This window comes from Treponema bryantii, assembly GCF_036492245.1.
In the GTDB taxonomy this organism is placed as follows: Bacteria; Spirochaetota; Spirochaetia; order Treponematales; family Treponemataceae; genus Treponema_D; species Treponema_D bryantii_C.
This window is the reverse complement of the sequence record NZ_AP025286.1, coordinates 1550482-1570654: the sequence shown is the minus strand read 5'-3', so window position 1 is coordinate 1570654 and position 20173 is coordinate 1550482. Positions and strand designations below refer to the sequence as shown.

Genomic DNA, 20173 nt, shown 5'->3' with positions numbered 1-20173 from the left:
GACTACACACCTCCCGAAATTGTTGTAAACAAATTCTCTAAATCTGCAAAACCTTTATTAAATGAACGTACAAAGAAATCTATTATACTAGGCATTGCAATAGCAATAATTGTAAATGCCACTAAAATCATAATAGGAAAACCTTCAGACAAAAGGTTCATCTGAGGTGCGGCCTTTGTAAGAAGCCCTGTACAAACAGTAATTAAAAACAGAGTTCCCATGACAGGCAATGCAATTACAAGAGCATCAGAAAAAAGTTCTGTAAGTCCGGAAATCATAAAGCGGGCAAGTTTTTCATTTGAAGTTGCTATACTCAAAGCGCTCAATGAAGAGAAGCTTGAAACAAGTCCGCCTAAAAATAATTTCTGAAACCAGTGAGTCTGCATAAATACAAGCATTGCAACGAGATTAAAAAACTGTCCCATCAAAGGGTTTTCAACCTGTGACAAGGCATCATATGAACTGGCTGCAGAAAGTCCCATCTGAAAAGCGAGAAACTGTCCTGCAGAACTGAAAGCAGCAAAAATTATGGAAATAAAAAATCCCATTATGATTCCAATGAGAGCTTCACCAATCAGTAAAAGAACATAAATCATTGAAAAAGCACCGTCATCTCCAATGTACGGCTGATAAAGAGAAGCATCTATTCCACCATAAATAAAAAATGCCATATAACCTGCAATTGCAACTTTAGCAACTCTTGAAGCAGAACGCATGGAGAACATAGGAAGTGTCAAAATTAAAGCAAAGCACCTTACAAAAACTATGAGATAGACTGGAGCTTTAAGTAAAATACTATCCAGCATAACTTACCTATTTTGCAAAATCCGGAATTCGACTGAACAACCTTATTGTATATTCACCAAGAGATGTAAACATTGTTCCACCCAATAATGCTATTACGAGAAGAATAACAATCAACTTTGGAAGAAAAGTAAGTGTCTGTTCCTGAATGGAAGTTGTTGCCTGAAAGATAGCTACAATAAGTCCAACTAAAAGGGCGAGTCCTAAAACAGGTGCAACAAGAGAAATTACTTCAGTTACTGCACCACGCATAAGTGAAATGATAACACCAATTGACATTTTTCAGACCTCCCTTTTCTTTAGTTTAGTGTATTACAGAATTAAACAACTGCTGTGTCAAAAGTCCCCAGCCGTCTACAAGAACAAACAGAATCAGTTTGAACGGCATGGAAATCTGTACAGGCGGAAGCATCATCATACCCATCGCCATGAGGATACTCGCGACGACCATATCTATAATGATAAATGGTATATACAAAATTACACCAATCTTAAATGCAACTGTAAGTTCATGAAGAATATAAGCCGGCACCAGAATATGAGTAGGAACATCAGCAAGTGTATTTGGCTTTTCAAGTTTAGCCATGTTCATAAACATTTTGATATAGCTTGTATCACCGGCCATCTGTTCGTACATAAACATTCTGAGCGGTGCTTCTGCTTCGTGATATGCCTGCTCTATTGTAATTTCACTATTTGAAAGCGGCTTATAAGCATTATCATAAACTTTTGTGAACGTTGGCCACATCACAAAGATTGTCATAAAAAATGCAATACCGTTAAGTACAGATGTTGGCGGAACCTGCTGTAATGACAAAGCACGCTTTATAAAGTCCAGTACGATAGAAAAACGCAGGAAGCAGGTTACAAGTATTAAGATACTTGGTGCAAGAGTCAGAATTGTAAGAAGAAGCAGGAGTCTTATAGAAAAGGCAACTTCTTTTCCTGTCTGCGGTTCAGTAATCTGTACAGCAATATTTGGCACAACTGAATTCCGTACATTAGGATTCATCTGTGTTGTTCCCTGTGTAGAACCTTGAGGAAAATTATTGTTCTGAGCATAAAGCAAACTACCCCGTGTAAAAATAAACAGGGCAAAACTGAGGAAAATTATTTTAAGTGATTTTTTTGATTTCATTTTAACTTTCCTCATCTATTCCGGTTTTTCCGGTATTACTAAACAGATTATCTACCTGCTGTTCAGTATCTGTAAAAACATTTTTCTGTCCGCCTTTTTTAATCAGGAACATATCAAGAACATCAGAAAAACTTGCAGGCTTTTTTGTATTATTTTTCTTATCTGCTGTAAGATTCATTGCTTTAATCAATTCTTCATCATGAATCTCACCGAGCAATGTAATATTATCTTCTGTAACACCAATCAGATAAGCTTTATCAATAAGAGTGATTACTTCAACAGATTTTCCCGGGGCAATATTTATGTAAGCTGCCCTTCGCAAGTATTCATCATCAGTCTTAACAATATTAGTTTTCTTTTTGATAAACCAGAAAACTCCATAAATTAAACCGACAACAATAATAAGAACTACAATCATTCTTACAAACATACCGACTGTTGAAGGTCCTTTGTATGTTTGTGCTGTTGTAGAATTTTCAGAAACAGCATCATCTGAAATTATGATTGTTTCTTCTGAGATTTGATTAGATGTCTGATTATTTGCAGTTGTTTGAGAATATAATGCAAAAACTGCGGCCATAAATACAATTACAGCCGCAAATAGTTTTTTTGTTTTTTCCAATTATTAAACCCACCCTTTTAAAAATTGGTAATATTGTTTAGTTCAATTCTGATACTCGTTCCATAGGAGAAAGGATTTCAGTTACACGAACACCGAAGTTTTCATCGATGACTACAACTTCTCCCTTTGCAATCTTCTTATGGTTTACAAGAATATCTACAGGCTCACCGGCAAGTTTATCAAGCTCGATAATTGTACCTTCACCCATTCCAAGAATATCTTTAATGGTTTTCTTTGTACGACCGAGCTCTACAGTCATTTCCATGAATACGTCCATGATAAGACTGATATTGCCCTGTTCACCAGCATTAAGACCTGTCTGGAGATTTGGATACTGTAACTGTTGAACGTTAGGAACATTCATTCCCATATTTACACCCATGTTCTGTGGCATTCCCATTCCCATACCACCCATGGCCATTCCGTTACCCATACCCATATTTGGCATTCCGCCCATAGGCTGCTGCATTCCCATGCCCATTCCCATATTAGGCATTGCACCGCCCATCTGCTGCATTCCGCCCATTGGAGCACCGCCCATAGCCTGACCGCCTGCAGCAGCATTCATTCCACCGAGATCAATTGGAGTAAGACTTGCAGAATCATCTGTTCCACCACCGAGAGCCTTTGTAAGACCTTCAGCAGCATCTCCACCAATACATTCCCAGAGAGTATATGCATTTCCATCATAAGTAAGCGGATAGCTTGCAAGAACAAAGTCACCCTGAGGGAACATGATCATAGCCTTTGACTCATTAAGAGTTTCTGGAGTTCCATAACCAAGTCCAGAAGCATTTCCTTTGCTCTCTACTTCCTGGATTTCTGCACTGATATGAGTTGCAATAAATTCAGAAACAACAGAAAGAACCATATCATCAACTTCTGTTGCTTCTTCTGAACTTACAAGCTGGAAAATCTTAAGTGCAAATTCTGGAGCCATAAGATAAAGATGGCTTCCTTTTACACCTGCGTTATAGTCTGCATTGATTCCGATTACAACCTCTGGCAGCTTTGACAACACGTGGTCACGGTTAGTCTGCTCAACTACAGGATTTTCTGTAGTAAAGGTTACGCTTGTTGTTTTATTGATATTTTCTTCCAGCTTAGGCTTAAGCGCATCAGCCATTGATTGAAGAGTCGGTATATCAAAATGATATGTAGGACCATTACCTACATGTCCAGATGAATTCAATCCGTCAATTGCAACACCTGAAAGCAAAGCATCAATTTCATCCTGTGAGATAGCACCATCACTCATAAGTATCTTCTCCTTCTACAGAAAGCTCTTCAAACTCGTCTGACTCAATGTTTTCAATCTTTCCTGTAATTTGAACTGCCATTTTTTTACCGACAACACCTGGCTGACAGTAAAACTTTTTCTTATTTCCTACGCTAAGAGTCAGAGGATCTCCAACTTTTACGCTTGAAAGACGTACAACATCACCACAACGCAATGAAAGTACATCTCTAATAGACAAATTGATTGTACCGATTTCTGCTACTACATCCATATCGACAGTAGTAAGCTGCTGCTTAATAGTTCCCAGGTACTGTGTAGTAGAACTCTTTCTTACAGAAGAGAACCAGAACTGAGATGACAGCTTTGAAATAATCGGTTCAAGAACGAGGTAAGGAATACAGAAGTTCATCATTCCTTCCTCATCACCAACCTTAGTTTCCAGAGTAACAAGCACAACCATTTCTGTTGGAGGTACAATCTGAGCAAACTGAGGGTTAGTTTCTATCTGAGCAAAACGTGGACGAAGGTCAATTACCTGTGTCCATGCTTCACGGATATTTGCAAGAATGCGGACAATAACCGTTTCCATTACTTCCTGTTCGATATCTGTAAGGTCACGGTTTTTATTTCCTGTTGTAGCACCACGTCCACCAAATAGACGGTCAATCATACAGAAGGTAATTGCCGGGTCAATTTCCAAAACGGCATTACCCTTAAGTGGATCCATGTTGATTACAGCAAGAGTTGTAGGAGTTGGAATAGAACGAATAAATTCCTCGTATGTAAGCTGATCTACTGAAGCAACGTGTACATGAACAAGAGAACGAAGCTGAGCAGAAAGCGAAGTTGTTGTTAAACGAGCAAAGGTCTCATGCATGTTTGAGACCGTACGCAGCTGTTCCTTTGAAAATTTATCAGGACGCTTGAAGTCATATATCTTTATTTTGCGGGCACTATTGACCGGCTTAAAGTCATCTGCTTCGGTATCACCCGAGCTGATTGCTGTAAGAAGCTGGTCAATTTCGTCCTGTGACAGAACTTCGTTCATGAAACTCCACCTTTATTTAATTTTGCTCTATTACATCTTTCTGCTGGAAAACAACATCACGAATTCGTGAACTGCTCAGAATCTTATCATTGATTCCGTTTTTAATTTCGTTTTCCAATGCATCTTCATTATTTGTATTGCGAAGCTCTGCAGCAGTTTTACCACTAAAATAGCGGCGCAGGAAAGCCTTAAGCTCTACAGTACGCTGTGTAATTTCTGTAGAAGTAGCCTTATCATCCTTTTTATAGGCTAAAGCAACGTCTACACGTACAGTTGCAGGAGGATCATCACATGTTGTTGTCTGGATTATTCCTAAAGATGTATACCAGTCGTAAATTTCACGCTGGCCAGAAACATATTCTTCTGATGTCGGAATTGCAGTAACCTGTGTAGAGTTTTTACTTGTAATCTTTACAGTTACAACAACTACTACAACAATAACAATGATTGCAGCGAGTCCAATAATAATCCATTTAAGAAGGCCGGAAAGTAATCCGCCAATACCACGCTTTTTTTCAGGAGCTGAACCTGCACCACCCTCATCGAGGTTGATTTCATCATCGTCTGCCATTTCCCCTCCAGCAAATCAATAACATTAAATAATTTACCACTAAAAGTGTCCTTCGTCTAGGATAATAATATCCACGCGTCTGTTATACGCACGACCCTCTGCCGTATCGTTAGAAAACTTTGGTCTGGTGTCGGAATAACCGGCCACAGAAAAATCATTTTCCCTTACTCCATAATCGGCTAAATAATGCAGAACATTAATAGCTCTTGCAGCAGAAAGTTCCCAATTACTAGGAAATTTTGAATTTTCTGCTACCGGAGTATTATCTGTATGCCCTTCTATACGGAATCTTCTTCCTTTCAGTTCATCAGAACGGAAAAAATCCGCAAGACGAAGAAGGGTTTCGCGTGTATCATTTATATTCAAATCAGCACTTCCCTCTTCAAAAAAATTATCTGAAAGAAGTGTAATAATAAGTCCACGCTCATCACTTGTAATTGTGATTTTATTTGATTTAACATCAGGCGCAAAAAGACTTACAGCCTTCTTTTTTGCCATACCAAGCGACTTACCTTTTTCGAGAGAAGGAAGCGAGTTGATGTTATTTCCAAGATCTGAAAGCTGACCGGCAGACAAAGAAAGACCACCCGATGTTGTATCGGTTTCCTGCATCTGGAGACTTTGTGTAATTGTAGCCATCTGGGTGACATCTACTTCCGAAGGGTTATAAAGCATAACGAAGAAGCAGAGCATGAGGGTAATCATATCACCATAAGTACCCAACCACGCGGTCGACGGTTTTTCAGGCTGTTTGGCTTTCTTTCCCATTTTTTCTATTTAATCCCCGATTTAATAATCCTTAGTCTTTCAAAACATCAGCTTCGATTGCTTTTCTTGTTACAGGATCAAGATAAGTAAGAAGCTTCTGTGCCATAATACGCGGGTTTTCACCGGCCTGAATGGCAAGTACACCTTCAATAATCATTTCTTTAGAACGCATTTCAACAGCATTCTGGTTTGCAAGTTTGGTTGAGAACGGAGTGATCAACCAGTTGGCCATCATAGATCCGTAAAGTGTTGTAATCAACGCAACGGCCATGTTAGGACCGAGGGAAGATTTATCTTCGAGGTTGTTCAACATACCAATAAGACCAAGTACGGTACCCATCATACCGAAACCCGGTGCGAATCCAGCCCAGGCATTGATAAGGCCAATCCATTCCATATGGCGGTTTTCAACCTGAGTCATTTCATTTTCCATGATTGCACGAATAATGTTACCGTCTGTACCATCAACTACGAGACGAAGTCCCATTTTCATAAACGGATCTTCAAGATCATCAAGACCATCTTCAAGTGCAAGAATACCTTCACGGCGGGCTTTTTCAGAAAGTGCCTGCATATTTATTACAATATTCTTTTCACCAAAATCCGGAACCTTAAATGCCTTACCCATAATTTTGAACATACCAAGGGCTTTCTTTAAAGGAGCCGCAATAAACATGGCGAAGTAAGAACCACCGATTGTCATGAAAACAGACGGGATGTCGATAATTCCGCCTAATGTACCACCAGATGTCAATACTGACATGACGATCATGGCAGCACCGCCGACAATACCCAGTAAAGATGCTATATCCATTACAAGACCTCTTGTCTCTCAACTCCGATATTTCTTCGGTAGTTAATGATTTTTTCTATAATTTCATCGGGGGAATTTTTGACAATGATTTTACGCCCTGACAACATAGTAAGTGTCAGGTCAGGAGTAGATTCCATACTTTCAATCATGTGCGGATTCACCCAATATTTTTTCCCATCTAACCGCATTACATCAATCATATGTTTATAATTATATACTTTAATTATAATCTTTTTTTTTCATATTTCAATTATTATTTTCATTATATGCAAAAAATATGGCTTTTTTTGATAGTTTTTTAGATATTTTTTCCACTTTTTTATAATTTTTCATTATATAAATAAGAATGTATGACAAAATGCATCATACGATATATTATTATATTTATACTAAGGAATTATTATATATGGCAACTACACCCTGTATATACATTATTGAAGATGAAGAATCTATTTCTAAACTCATTCAGCTCTATCTGACAAAAGAACAAATTGAATCAAAACCTTTTTTAAACGCTGAAGCAGCATTACAGGAACTCAAGGAGGGACATAAACCAAACCTCATCATTCTTGACCTAAACCTTCCTGGAATGAGCGGATTTGAATTTCTTGAAGAATTACAGAAACAATTCAGTAAAGACATGCCTTCTGTAATGATTCTTTCAGCGCGTGATACAGATGAAGACATCATAAAAGGCCTTGGCTATGGAGCAGATGACTTTGTTACAAAACCATTCTCTCCTGGTGTACTGATTGCACGTATAAAAGCAAACCTTCGCCGTCAGAGTTTCTTCCTTGAAAAAATGGAAGCAACAATAAACTTTGGCCCATATTCACTATTACTTGGAAGCTGCGTACTTAAAAAGAATGGTCAGAAAATCTCTCTTTCGACAAAAGAATATGAAGTTCTTGAATTCCTTGTAAAGAATGCAGGCCAGGTAATTGCCCCTGAAAAAATCTACCAGAATGTCTGGAAAGTTGAATACGGTGATATTACAGCGGTCGCCGTTTACATTCAGCGTCTCCGCAAGAAAATCGAAGACAATCCTTCGGACTGTAAATACATTAAAACAGATTTTGGTAACGGATACATTTTTTCGGATGAATATATGACTAAAAACTGTTAGTAAAACCTTATGAAGATACGAAAACAATTTTTGATTCTATCATTTTTAGTTGTTTCAGTTCCTATTCTTTGCTCTGTTTTTATTATTATTCATACTTACGTTCACTCTCCAAACAGATATCTTCTTGAAGGTACAGTTCCACCCCAAAAAGAAGACTTCCCTCTTCTGACTGATAAGGAATTAGCTAACCTTACAAATTCATTAAAAATGCTGCCTCAGGAAGTTGAAGCAGTTTTATGCCGTACAACTGACAGAAAAATTATTTATTCAACAATTCCAGATATTAAAGCAGGAACTTATATGTCCAGAGAGGAACTTCTTGAATATGCCTCTCAAACCTCAGATAAATACTTTTACCAGTTTACACGACTACCAACAATAGATTCACAAACCTTTTTAATTACAAGACTTTCACTTAAAAGAATTAACAATGAAAAGAAAACCCGTACTTATCTTAAAATTCTTTTTGCTATTATCATTATTACATTTTCTAGTCTTATTACAATTCTTTTTATAACAAGGGCAATTTTTGAAGGACTTAATAAGATAGAACATTCCAGCACACAACTTGCCGAAGGAAAACTCGACAAACCTATTACTACAGAAAATAATTCCAGCAAGGAAAATGAATTTACATGCATTATGCATAGCCTTGAAAAAATGCGCTGCGAATTACTGGAAATGCAGACTAGCAAAAACCGCTTTATTACAGGTATCAGTCATGATCTTAGAACTCCTGTTGCTGTAATAAAAGGTTATTCCGAAGCAATTTTAGATGATGTAATTACAGAAGACGCAGAAATCAAAAGATCCATGGACCTTATTGAACACAAAGCATCTCAGCTAGAAGGTATGATTGAAACCCTTATCAACTTCATGAAGCTTAATAATACAGAAATTAAAGAAAATCTTGTAACCAACTCAATTACAAAACTGATTATAGACTTTGCTAAATATGTTGAAATCACAGGTAAAGTTTTTAAACGTAATGTAAGTACAGATATTCAGTTACCAAAAGATATCCGAATACCTTTTAATAACCAGCTGGTGCACCGTTCTTTTGAAAACCTGTTCAGCAATGCTATCAGATATACAAAAGATAATGATTTAATTGAGATTATTGCCTATACAAATGAAACTGAAAAAGCAAAATCAATCATCTTACAGATAAAAGATTCTGGTGTAGGAATTGATAAAAAAGACGTTGATCATATTTTTGAAACCTTTTACCGGGGAACAAACTCCCGCAAGGAAGAAGGAATGGGCATAGGACTTTCTGTAGTAAAGAGCATTATGGATACCCATGGCTGGGAAATTTCTGTTACATCTCAGAAAAAGAAAGGAACATGTTTTACAATTGTTATCCCTTACTAAGAGTATACCTGATTAAAAAAGATCTTCAAGAAAACGGTTCAAAAAAAGCATTCCTTCCCTGCTCATAGCATAACGGCCGTCTTGAGTAAGTGTGCATAGACCTTTTTCTTTCCATGCATTAAAAAGTAAAAGAAATTTCTCAGGTAAACCACAGGCAAAAATCTCTTTATACTCTTTTTCTGATATACCAATTGTTTTTCTGAGCCCCATCATAAAAAACTCAAATTGAGAAGTCTCAAGTTCAATATTTTCAGAACTCTGTGGAGGCTGTCCATTCTGTACTTTTATATATTCATCTATATCAGAATTATTAGTCCATCTGAAGCCTGAGCCATCCGGTTTATAGACTGTACCACAGGCACCACTTCCACAACCGATATAATTTCCATGATTCCAGTAAACAAGATTATGACGACATTCTTTTCCAGGGAGGCAGAAATTTGAAACCTCGTACCATTTATAGCCGTGTGCTTCGAGGAAGTCTCTGCCAGCTAGCCATAACTTATCTGCATAATCAAAATCATAATCCAGGTTACCAGCAGCAAGTTGTTTTCCAAACGGCGTATTTTCTTCGATGGTAAGGGAATACAAAGATATATGATCTGGTTTATACAAACAAAGTTCATTCAGCCCTGCAATAAGGCTCTCTTCAGACTCTCCGGGAAGCCCCGAAATCAGATCATATGAAACTTCACCCTTCCAATTCTGACTTATAATTTCCATTGCGTTTTTATTTGTCTGAACATCAGCACGCCGGCAGGCTTTTTTGAGCACAGAATCATTCATGCTCTGTATTCCGCAGGAAATACGTGTAACTCCACAGTCAAAAAGAGCTCGCAGCAGAGTTTCAGTTACATCATCCGGATTAACTTCAATAGTAATTTCAACATCAAAAGCAAGTTCTACTGAAGATTTTATTTTTGAAAAGATTTTTTTAAGCTGATTTTCAGTCAGAAGGCTTGGAGTTCCGCCACCTATATAAATTGTTTTAAGCTTTTTTATATTATTCTCTGAAATACGGAAGTCGATTTCATTACACAATGCATCTATATAAGAATCAGGAACTGCTTCATATGGCTTACTGAAAAAATCACAATAGGCGCATTTTGAAATACAAAACGGAATATGTATATAAAGGGAACTTTCCATCATCAAAAGCTATCAGAATAAACGGAAACTCTTAAACGGAAAATAACACATAAATACTTTTGCACTTACATCTTCTTTATTTACAGCTCCCCAGAGACGTGAATCGTCAGAAGATTTCCTGTTATCTGCAAGTACAAAGTATTCGTTATATCCCAGTGTAAATTCATCAAAAGAGCCTTTTATACCAATTTCTGTATCCCAGTCTGAAGGTGGAACAAAGAAAGTAACATTATAGGGTTTGTCTACAATTTCAAATTCTGTAAGAAAATGCTTTTGTCCAGCCGGTTTGATATAGAGAACATAATCTCTCATATAAATAGTATCACCAGGCATTCCAACAACACGGCGCAAATGTGCTTTAGATGCAGGGAGTTCAGTTTTTTCGATTATTGAAATCTTCTGTGCTGTGAAAAATCGTACAAAAATATCTGCCTGACGTTTAAAAAAGTTAACATCTACAGAATTACGTGGCTTTAAGAGTACGATATCCCCACGTTCATAGGTATTCAGCAATGGAGAAACCATTACAACAGAGTTCTCAGGAACATCGGGTATCATAGAACATGAATTCTGATTTACAGGATAAACAAGATATGTAATTGCAAGATTTACAAATATATAAAGACAGATAAAGAAAAGAATTACTGAAATTGCACGTTTCTGACGTTCTTTTTTAAGCTGATATGAAAAAACTTCTATATTGCGGTTCATGTTGTTCCTTATTTATAAAAAAATATCATAAAGTATAGTTTATTACAACACAGTTTTTTTTTGAGTAACTGAATACCCTTCACTATGTTTTTAATTTAAGGTGCGTAAGTATAAACGCATCATAATATAGAACAAGCAGAATTTTATTCAGTTACGCTTAGAATTCTGGTAACTTGAAAGGCATAAGACTATACTTTATAATATATCATTATGTCCGACAGAAAGATTATTGCAGAAAACAGAAAAGCACGATTTGACTACTTCATTGAAGATACTTACGAATGCGGAATTGTACTGGAAGGTACAGAGGTCAAATCTGTAAAGAATGGAAATATCTCATTTCCTGACGCCTTTGCGGAAATTACAAATGGCGAGGTATGGGTAAAGAACTTCCATATTTCTGAATATTCTTTCTCTTCTATATTTAATCACGATCCGGACAGGCCTAAAAAGCTTCTGCTCCATGCAGAGGAAATCAAAAGGCTTACCCGCCGTGTTGAAGAAAAGGGCTGTACACTTATCCCTTTGGATTTTTATCTTAAAGACGGCCGTGTAAAAGTTACACTGGGAGTTTGTAAAGGTAAAAAGCAGTATGATAAGCGTGCAGCAATTAAAGACCGCGATGTTCAGAGAGACATCCAGCGGGAATTTGCAGGAAAGCTAAGGGGTTGATTTGAAGAACACAAGAATTGTTTCAAAAAAATCAATTTTATCAGCAATTCTTCTCATTTTCACAGCAGTTCTTTCTGCTCAAAGTTATAATATTGACTATTATGGCATCGTCTCTACAGAAATAGATGCAAATATGTCAAAAATGACAAGTGACCTCTATTTTACCCAGCTTTCTGAAATAAATAATTTTTCCGTTTCAGATAAAAGAACTACTCCAAACCTTTCAGAACGTCCTGACGCATCCGAATTTACAGAAGGCAAACTTTCATTTTTCACCTTAATCACAAAAGATACTAATGCAGATAAATGGATTACTACTTACTATGTAGTAGACAAAACTAAAAACGAAGAACATTCAAAACGCAAAATATATGATTCCTTCTATAAATTATTGATGGAACCAAAAGATGTATTAAAAGATACTATCAAACAGTTAATTGAAAACGACAACGTTGCAACAGGTATAAGTACCTCTATTCAGGAAACAAGCACTCCGAAATCAGCTAAAATCGCTTCTACAGAAGAACTTTCCGGTACCTGGAGCGGGGAAGACAGCATCAATAAAATTGTAATAATGCGTGGTGGCCGTGGCTTTGTAATTTTTAATAACGGCGCTTCAATGAATATTACTGTTGAACTTTCGGGTTCAGAATCAAACAGAACAGTAACCGTAATTCAAAAAGGTAATTCAAACGCCTCATTCTATCCGGATCTAAAACGAACAGCAGCTCTTTCAGCTGCTGTTTCTGCAGCCCCGATAAAATGGACACTCACTTTAACAGATACTAATACTCTTAAGGGAATAAAAAACACACTTCTTCCGGATGGAGACGATTACAAAGAAGGTACAATTCCTGTTGTTTGGACTAAACTTAATTAGTTGTTTGAGATAATTTAATTAGATTTGGGGAATATCATAAACAGGAATACCGGTAACTATCGGTTTCTTATTTTTTCCTAATACAATATTTCCACAGCTTACATCGTATAAAAAGAAAACCAATGCAAAAAGCAGCGCAAAAGCAAGACCAGCAATTTTACAGATTCTTTCAGAAATAAAATCCGGTTCTTCATGGCGCAAAACAGTACCTGTATCGTACAAAGTTGTCTGAGCCGGTCTAAGACCTGTAATTTTTACTAATTTCTCCCCTTCACTCACGTAATCAAGCTTATGAGCATAAGACGCAATTACAGCACGGTCATTCTGAAGGGCCGCAAGCTCAAGAGAAAGCTCACTGTTAATATTCTGAATATCAGAAGTCTGGCGGCTTATAAGCCTCTTCTGCTCCTCCATCTTATTATAACAATGAAGACTATTCTGTCCAAAAGTCATGGATAGAAGAACATAAACGAAGGTACCGAAAAATATAGCTGCCAAATACTTTGCACGATTCATAGATAATTTAATAATCGGCAAAAATTTTCATTTTCTGAAATGAAAATATGTGTTATAATAAAAAAAAGAATATAGTAAATATAACTGTTTTTTTCGACTCATCCTGCCGATAAATAAAAAGTATATTACTATCCGTTTGAGAGGAGCTATATGAGTAAATCTGATGACAATACAAATGAACTTGAGAGCTACGGTGTTTGGGTAAAGAATTCAACAGGTGGCAGCGAAAATACCGAGACCCCAGCAGACACATCGGACGAACTGAATCTTGATGATGTTGGCTTGGATTTACCAGATTTTGATGACTCCGACTTTTCCGACATGTTTAAGGATGAACCGGAAGGAGTTGATTCTAATCCTCTTGATGATTTTGGAAGTGAAGACGATACAACACTCAGCACAGATGAGCTTGCTAATATAACAGATGGTTTTGAAGTTGAACAGGTTGATGCTCCAGCCGAAACTGATGACCTTGATTTAGGCGATTTTGACATTCCAGAAACAACTGAAGAAGTTTCAGAAGAAGTAACAGATGCTGCAGAAGATGCTGGTGAAGAAGTTAGTTTTGATACAGAATTTACAGATTCAACTGATGATTTAAGTTTTGACACAGAAATTACTGAAACTGAAGAAACAGCAGAGACTTCAGATGATGATTTGAACTTTGATCTTGGAGAATCAGAGGTTAAAACAGAAGATGTAAGTTTTGATATTGATGATTCTCTTGCTGTTGATGAAAGCGAAGCCGTTCCTGAAGAAGTAAACTTTGAAACAGATGATACAACTTCAGAAACTGAAGAAGTTTCTTTTGGTGATGACGAAGAAATCTCACTTGATGACTTTATGGACGGTGGCTTCTCCGATGAATCAGTAGCAGCCGGAAATAACGGTTATGAACCAGGTGCAGAACCTGCAGCCGTTTCTTCTAACACTGAAGAATTGTCTCTCGATGACTTTATGGACGGAGATTCATTTGAATCAGCTCCAGCAGAAGTAAAAGAAGCAGATCCAATCGTTGACGAAGCTCCACTTGATATGGATATCAGTTTTGATGATTCTGCAGATACAGTAGAAACAGAAGACAATGTATCTCTTGATATTATTGATGATGATATTGACGATGAAACAGATAATTCTGAAGAAGTAGAAACAGAAGAAGTTTCACTTGATGATTTTGGTTCAAGTTTTACAGCTGAAGAAACCACTACCCCATCAGTAAGTTCTTCTTCAGAAAATATCAGTACAGAAGATATCGATCTTTCTGACTTTGGAATTGATGCAGATGCAGAAGAAACTCCAATTGTTCAGGACGTAGAAGAATCAAAGAATAAAGATAAGATTGTAGATTATGATCTTTCTGTTGGTGATGAAAATACAGCAACTGCTCCTGTTGTAAATGAAATTAAATCTGATACTACTGAGGAAACTGAAGAAATCGCTGAATCAGTTGAAGAAAAGCCAGCTGAAAATGCAAATACAACTTCAGTTGATAATTCACTCTTACAGCAGATTGTTTCAGAGCTTTCAAGTCTTAAAGACGAAATGAATAAGCTCAAATCAAATCTTGCAGAAATCAAAACTCAGGAAAATACAGTTAATCCAGCCGCAGTTGTTGCTGCCGGAGCCGCAGGTATTGCAGCCGGTGCTGCTGTCGCTGCCCTTTCAAATGATGATGTAAATCCAGAAACTGCAGAAGAAGATAAAGGTGGATTCTTCAGCGAAGACGATGGTGATGACACAATTGCCCTTTCATTCGATGAACTTGATAACATCATGAATACAGCAGAGTTTGGAGATACTGTTGAAGCTGTAACTGAATCAGAAGAAGAAGCTCCTGCTGAAGAAACAGTTGTTGAAGAACCTGCAATCGAAGAACCTGTAGTAGACGATACAATTTCTGAAGAGCCGGTAATCGAAGAAACTTCAGTTGATATTGATACAGATTCTGTAGAAGCTGCAGAAACAGAAGAAAGCTTTGATATTGAAGAAGTTCCAGTTGAAGCTGATGATACAGTTATTGAAGAATCAATTATTTCTTCTGAAGTAGAACCAACTGAAATTACAGATTCTGTAGATTCAGAAATTGAAAATGCTATTTCAGATGAAACAGATACATCACTTGATGACATCACATTTGATGATAATCAGACAGATGACTTTGACTTCTCAGATGAAAAACTTGAAGAACCAAAGATTGATGAGTTTATTCCAGACGGAAATGATGAACTTTATGAAAATGAAGAACTTCCAGATGAGATTTCAATTCCTAAGGAAGACGACCTTCTTGTTGAATCAACTTCATCAGACTTTATGGATTCAGTAAAAGAAACTACAGAAGAAGATGAAACTGCAACAGAGTTTATTGCAGAAGAATCAATTGAAGAAGATACATTAGACCTTCCTTCAGAGCTCCCTTCTGAACTTCCTGACACAATCGAAGAGCCGGTTGAAGAAGAAACAGTTTCTGAAGAAATTACAGAAGAACCTGTTATTGAAGAAGAAACAGTAATTGATGATGAACCGGTTATTGAGGAAGAATCAGCTGTTGAGGAAACAATTGCCGAAGAACCTGTAATTGACGAACCAGTCATCGAAGAAACAGTAGAAACACCTGTTGAAGAAGCAGTTGATGAAACAGAAGTTATTGATGATGACATTCCAACAGTAGACAAGCTTTTGAGTGATGAACCTGTAGAAGAAGAAGTTAGTTCAGTTCCTTCATTTGCAGAAGTTGATAATCTTGATAACAATCTTTCAGAAAGCAACCTTGCTTACCTTGATAAGCAGAACGCTGACGGAGTTTCAGATTCAATTGCAAATGCAGACCTTAAACAGGATATCAAGTCAGTTCTTCTTTACATGGATCAGCTGCTTGAAAACCTTCCTGAAGAAAAGATTGTTGAATTTGCTAAATCAGATGAATTTGTAACTTATAAGAAACTGTTCAATGAATTAGGACTTTCTTGATATGGGACTTCTTTCACGAGCCAGTACCCTGGATACACCAGTAACAACTCAGGGGCTGGCTTTTTCTGATTTTATAAATAAACATTCAATCAAATTATGTACTTTACTCGAACAAAAAAACAGTTATTACTGCGTAAATAATAGTATTGGTTTTGATTGTGAATCTATAATTTGCGCTGATTCAACTGTTGATTTCTGGAATGGAATCTGCAGCAATTCTAACAAAATCTATACTTTTACTGGAACAGACAAAAATCCTCTTTTACAACTTTTTTCAATTAACCTTAAAGAAAAGCTTCAGGAGCTTTCTGTCTATAAAAATAGTTCAAACCAAATCCTTTTATGCGAAGGAATACTTTCAGATAAGGCTGCACAGGATTTTAATAAAATCTCAAATTCAGAACATACAAATGAATACAATAATATCAATCCATTATTAAAAGAAAACACTGTCGTTTTATTGTATAAAATTGATATCGAAAAAGCAGTAAAAGCATTTTATAATTCACAGAGTACAAATACAAAACACAATTTTGAAAGTTTTAATAAAGCAATAATAAATGAAGTTTATAACAGATTTGCATGCTTATATAATAATTCAGACACAACAATAAAAGACTCTGATCATAGCATCAAAACTGTAATAATTACAGATAAAGCTTATTCCGTAGAACTCATAACTCAGCATATAAAATTGAATCTTCAGGAAGTCTTTGATTCTTATGCCTCTGAAGTTCAGATTTCTTTTTCAGGAAAAGCAACTTCCTGCGACGCAATAAAAGATTATTTACAGGCGGAATAATTTTGAAGGTAACAATTCAAAAAGCAAAAAATGGAGAAATTACAGCTTCTGTAGAAGGGCACTTTCTTCACTCAAATTATGCACCTGTAAAAGAAGCTCAGCGATTTGTTGATAATCTTTCACTTCCTTTTACTCCGACAACAATTATAATTACAGAACCCGCACTCTCCTATTGCGCTGATTTTCTAAAACAGAAATTTCCGGAAATAAAAACTGGAGTAATCCGATATATAAATGATTTTTCTAAATACAACAGTAAATTTGATTTTGTAATAAATTATTATGAACATCCTGATTTTGAAACATATTTAGAAAATAACTTTACAGAAGAACAGTTACTGACAACTCATTTTATCAGCTGGCCGGCATCATCTCAGCTTTTCAACGAAACAGATAAGATTGTATGGAATGCAATAAGACAGTCAATGCTCCGAGCAAAAACCTTATTGATAACCAGACAATATTTTGAAAAAAAATGGTTATATAACAGCTGTAATTTTTTGAAATACTGCTCAAAGACAATCAGTTTTGAAAACACAATAAATAAGCCGGCCCTTATAATTTCTTCTGGTCCAAGTCTTATTCCTTTTATTAATATTATTAAAGATTATCAGGATAAGTTTTTTATAATCTGTTTATCTTCAGCAATTTCTGTTTGTATAAAGAACGGAATTACTCCAGATTTATGCATGACAACTGATGGCGGTTATTGGGCCGGAGAACATTTAAAAGCTCTCTATAAAAATGATATTCCAGTTGCTATACCATCTGAAGCATATTGTCCTAAAAAGCTTTTGAGAAAACTTACAGTTATGCCTCTCGATTATGGAGATGGTATTTCCTCTGCATTATTAAAAACTCAAAATATACAGACAATACAGGCATCTCGAAATGGAACTGTAAGCGGCACTGCCCTTCTCTTTGCCTATAAATATTGTACAAATAATATTTATCTTTGCGGTCTCGATATGTCAGCTCAAAAAGGATTTCAGCATACTCAGCCTAATGAACTCGAAAAAAATTCTTCATACAAAGATAATAGAATCAGTACAAAACAAACTCGTTTAGGAAAATCTGAATTAACTAACGGTAGTTTGGATATTTATAAAAACTGGTTTATCAATAATCCGCTTAAGACAGAGGAAAGAAAGATTTTCCGTCTTATGGAAAAAGAATATTGCAGAAATTCTCTTGGCTGGATAAAAGATATTACAGCAAAAGATTTCATCGATTTAATTTCTAAGCATTCAGAAACATCTGAAATTAAATTCCCAAAATCTGATTTTCAGTTTGATAAATCCGAATGTCTGAAACTTTTATATGATTCTGAAAAAAATATCCAATGGAAGAAACAGCTTTTCCCTCTTGATTTTGTTCAGGCAATTCATGATCCTTTGAATAAAGAAATTGAAAACAGAATTGAAACTGAATGGCAAAAATTACAAAAACGCATTGAGAGAATCTTTTCATGAGTATATATAAAAGTTTTGAACCAGCAAAAAATGGTACTCTAATCCCGGTCTTTCAAAGCGGAAGAACAATGGAATCACGTTATAATCCGGAACGAGATTCCGAAAACCTTTTAAATACAATTACAGAACAGGCAAATATCTTTTTAGTTCTTGGTACTGGAAGTGGAATTTTTATAAGTTTACTTTCACAGAAATTTCCGTCTTCAAAAATAATTGCTTTTGAACTTTCTAGCGAGGATTTTGATTTTCTAAAGAGCAGCGAAAAAATAACTTCACTCAATAAAAATCCGCAGATAATTTTTGCATGTCTTGAGAATATAGAACAGATTCTTTCACAAAACTATTTACCAGCCAGAGATGGAAATCTAAAAATTATTGAACAGAAAGCCTGGATAAATGAAAACTCAGCACATATAAATGAAATAAATCAGGTTCTAAAAAAATCTCTTGGAATTATTTCTGCAGATTATTCTGTTCAGGCTCATTTTGGTAAAATCTGGAACTCAAATATTATTAACAATAGTATTCTTGCTGAAAAATTAAATACACCATCTTCACTATTTACCGCAGACTGTATAAAAAATAAAACAGCAGTTGTAGTTGCAGCTGGACCTTCCCTTAATCGCACGATTGAAATACTTACGGATAAATCTAAAAGAGATAAATATTTTATTTTTTCAACAGATACAGCAGCCCAAACTCTTAAAAAGAAAGGAATCTCGCCGGAAGTTATTGTTTCCATAGATGGCCAGGCGGTGTCTTATAATCATTTTATAAGTAATGCTGAAAATAAAAATGATGAGACTGTTTATGCTTTTGACCTTTGTGCAAATGCGTCTGCGGCAAGGTATCTTTATGAGACGGGGCATAAATTATTTTTCTTTTGTTCGGGACATCCATTATCATCTGCAATAAATTTAAGTTCGGGCTCCCCTCTCCCTCAACTCTTTTCAGGTGCTGGTACAGTAACAATTACAGCCTTAGATTTTGCACTTCAAGCAGGATTTAATAAAATAATAATTCTCGGAGCTGATTTTTCTTATCAGAATGGAAGAGCTTATGCTTCAGGTACTTATCTGGATACTCTTTATAATCAAAATTCTTCAAGACTGACTGAAACAGAACAGACTTTTTCTAAGCTTATGTTCCGTACTGAATTAAAAGAACTCTCAGCAAATATAAAAACAACTGATATTCTTGAGGCCTATAGAGTTTCTCTTGAAAAATATCTGGCAGGTAAGAATGTTACTTTTTCAAAGAAAGATGATATTTACTATCTCGAAACTTCATCTAAAGTAAATGTAAATCTTTTAAATCCAAATAAAACACTTTCCCCTAAATCTTTTATGAAAAAGTTTAATTCATCATCATTAGAAGAAAAAGAACCTCTCCTTTTACCTTATATTGCCTGGCTTAGAAACAATGGAAACTTTTCAACTCTTAATTACAGTGAATTACTTAAACTTGCTTTAGACAGTATTGTAAGTTATAATATATAG

At 35.9% G+C, this 20173-nt stretch carries 21 protein-coding genes; 8 read left to right on the top strand and 13 right to left on the bottom strand.

The window, feature by feature from the left end; genetic code table 11:
• Positions 1–2: 2 nt before the first annotated feature.
• Genes fliR through AABJ44_RS06870 form a run of 10 tightly spaced genes read right to left on the bottom strand, consistent with a single transcriptional unit; the run spans position 3 to position 7205 of the window.
• The gene (fliR, locus tag AABJ44_RS06915; RefSeq protein ID WP_338371149.1) at positions 3–806 is read right to left on the bottom strand and encodes a flagellar biosynthetic protein FliR; all 804 of its coding nucleotides are present in this window, start codon (positions 804–806) and stop codon (positions 3–5) included.
• Positions 807–813: 7 nt separating this feature from the next.
• Positions 814–1083, bottom strand: a complete 270-nt coding sequence (fliQ, locus tag AABJ44_RS06910) for a flagellar biosynthesis protein FliQ (RefSeq protein WP_074645216.1) — start codon at positions 1081–1083, stop codon at positions 814–816.
• Positions 1084–1108: 25 nt separating this feature from the next.
• Positions 1109–1942 (bottom strand): flagellar type III secretion system pore protein FliP, encoded by an 834-nt coding sequence (gene fliP / locus AABJ44_RS06905; RefSeq protein ID WP_338371148.1) that lies wholly within the window; start codon positions 1940–1942, stop codon positions 1109–1111.
• A 1-nt stretch (position 1943) separates the two neighbouring features.
• Positions 1944–2564, bottom strand: a complete 621-nt coding sequence (locus tag AABJ44_RS06900) for a FliO/MopB family protein (protein WP_074645212.1) — start codon at positions 2562–2564, stop codon at positions 1944–1946.
• 37 nt (positions 2565–2601) lie between these two features.
• Complete coding sequence (gene fliN, locus AABJ44_RS06895; protein ID WP_074645211.1) at positions 2602–3822, bottom strand: flagellar motor switch protein FliN; 1221 nt, start codon at positions 3820–3822, stop codon at positions 2602–2604.
• Positions 3815–4852, bottom strand: a complete 1038-nt coding sequence (gene fliM, locus AABJ44_RS06890; RefSeq protein WP_338371147.1) for a flagellar motor switch protein FliM — start codon at positions 4850–4852, stop codon at positions 3815–3817. The genes fliN and fliM overlap by 8 nt, the downstream gene beginning before the upstream one ends.
• 16 nt (positions 4853–4868) lie before the next feature.
• Positions 4869–5423 carry a flagellar basal body-associated FliL family protein gene (locus AABJ44_RS06885; RefSeq protein ID WP_074645207.1) on the bottom strand — a complete coding sequence of 185 codons (555 nt, stop codon included), beginning with the start codon at positions 5421–5423 and terminating at the stop codon, positions 4869–4871.
• A 39-nt stretch (positions 5424–5462) separates the two neighbouring features.
• The gene (gene motB / locus AABJ44_RS06880; RefSeq protein ID WP_338371146.1) at positions 5463–6191 is read right to left on the bottom strand and encodes a flagellar motor protein MotB; all 729 of its coding nucleotides are present in this window, start codon (positions 6189–6191) and stop codon (positions 5463–5465) included.
• A gap of 31 nt (positions 6192–6222) precedes the next feature.
• A complete protein-coding gene (locus AABJ44_RS06875; protein ID WP_338371145.1) occupies positions 6223–7005 on the bottom strand; it encodes a motility protein A in 783 nt (260 codons plus the stop codon).
• Positions 7005–7205, bottom strand: a complete 201-nt coding sequence (locus AABJ44_RS06870; RefSeq protein ID WP_074645201.1) for a flagellar FlbD family protein — start codon at positions 7203–7205, stop codon at positions 7005–7007. Before AABJ44_RS06870 ends, AABJ44_RS06875 begins: the two co-directional genes overlap by 1 nt.
• A 206-nt stretch (positions 7206–7411) precedes the next feature.
• Here AABJ44_RS06870 and AABJ44_RS06865 point away from each other — a divergent pair, with 206 nt between their 5' ends.
• Together AABJ44_RS06865 and AABJ44_RS06860 are read left to right on the top strand one after the other, a co-directional pair.
• Complete coding sequence (locus tag AABJ44_RS06865) at positions 7412–8131, top strand: response regulator transcription factor (protein ID WP_338371144.1); 720 nt, start codon at positions 7412–7414, stop codon at positions 8129–8131.
• Between the two features lie 9 nt (positions 8132–8140).
• Positions 8141–9505 (top strand): sensor histidine kinase, encoded by a 1365-nt coding sequence (locus tag AABJ44_RS06860; RefSeq protein ID WP_083379881.1) that lies wholly within the window; start codon positions 8141–8143, stop codon positions 9503–9505.
• A 12-nt stretch (positions 9506–9517) separates the two neighbouring features.
• Here the strand turns inward: AABJ44_RS06860 and hemW are convergent, their stop codons facing one another.
• Together hemW and lepB are read right to left on the bottom strand one after the other, a co-directional pair.
• Positions 9518–10657, bottom strand: a complete 1140-nt coding sequence (gene hemW, locus AABJ44_RS06855; RefSeq protein WP_338371143.1) for a radical SAM family heme chaperone HemW — start codon at positions 10655–10657, stop codon at positions 9518–9520.
• A 9-nt stretch (positions 10658–10666) separates the two neighbouring features.
• Positions 10667–11365, bottom strand: coding sequence for a signal peptidase I (gene lepB, locus AABJ44_RS06850; protein WP_074645193.1), 699 nt, complete (start codon positions 11363–11365; stop codon positions 10667–10669).
• 210 nt (positions 11366–11575) lie between these two features.
• Between lepB and smpB the strand changes: the two genes are divergently transcribed.
• Positions 11576–12037 (top strand): SsrA-binding protein SmpB, encoded by a 462-nt coding sequence (gene smpB, locus AABJ44_RS06845; RefSeq protein ID WP_338371142.1) that lies wholly within the window; start codon positions 11576–11578, stop codon positions 12035–12037.
• Position 12038: 1 nt separating this feature from the next.
• Positions 12039–12917: a TP0183 family DNA metabolism protein gene (locus AABJ44_RS06840; protein ID WP_338371141.1), complete on the top strand. Its 879-nt coding sequence runs from the start codon at positions 12039–12041 to the stop codon at positions 12915–12917.
• A gap of 18 nt (positions 12918–12935) precedes the next feature.
• On the opposite strand, the gene AABJ44_RS06835 is transcribed toward AABJ44_RS06840, so the two are convergent.
• The gene (locus tag AABJ44_RS06835; protein ID WP_074645187.1) at positions 12936–13433 is read right to left on the bottom strand and encodes a septum formation initiator family protein; all 498 of its coding nucleotides are present in this window, start codon (positions 13431–13433) and stop codon (positions 12936–12938) included.
• A gap of 150 nt (positions 13434–13583) precedes the next feature.
• On the opposite strand from AABJ44_RS06835, the gene AABJ44_RS06830 reads away from it, so the two are divergent.
• The 4 genes from AABJ44_RS06830 to AABJ44_RS06815 all read left to right on the top strand — a co-directional run bounded on the left by AABJ44_RS06830 (position 13584) and on the right by AABJ44_RS06815 (position 20173).
• Complete coding sequence (locus AABJ44_RS06830; protein WP_338371140.1) at positions 13584–16400, top strand: midas domain-containing protein; 2817 nt, start codon at positions 13584–13586, stop codon at positions 16398–16400.
• Between the two features lies 1 nt (position 16401).
• Positions 16402–17202 carry a hypothetical protein gene (locus AABJ44_RS06825; protein WP_338371138.1) on the top strand — a complete coding sequence of 267 codons (801 nt, stop codon included), beginning with the start codon at positions 16402–16404 and terminating at the stop codon, positions 17200–17202.
• A gap of 2 nt (positions 17203–17204) precedes the next feature.
• Positions 17205–18674: a 6-hydroxymethylpterin diphosphokinase MptE-like protein gene (locus AABJ44_RS06820; protein WP_338371137.1), complete on the top strand. Its 1470-nt coding sequence runs from the start codon at positions 17205–17207 to the stop codon at positions 18672–18674.
• Positions 18675–18742: 68 nt separating this feature from the next.
• The gene (locus tag AABJ44_RS06815) at positions 18743–20173 is read left to right on the top strand and encodes a motility associated factor glycosyltransferase family protein (RefSeq protein WP_338371136.1); all 1431 of its coding nucleotides are present in this window, start codon (positions 18743–18745) and stop codon (positions 20171–20173) included.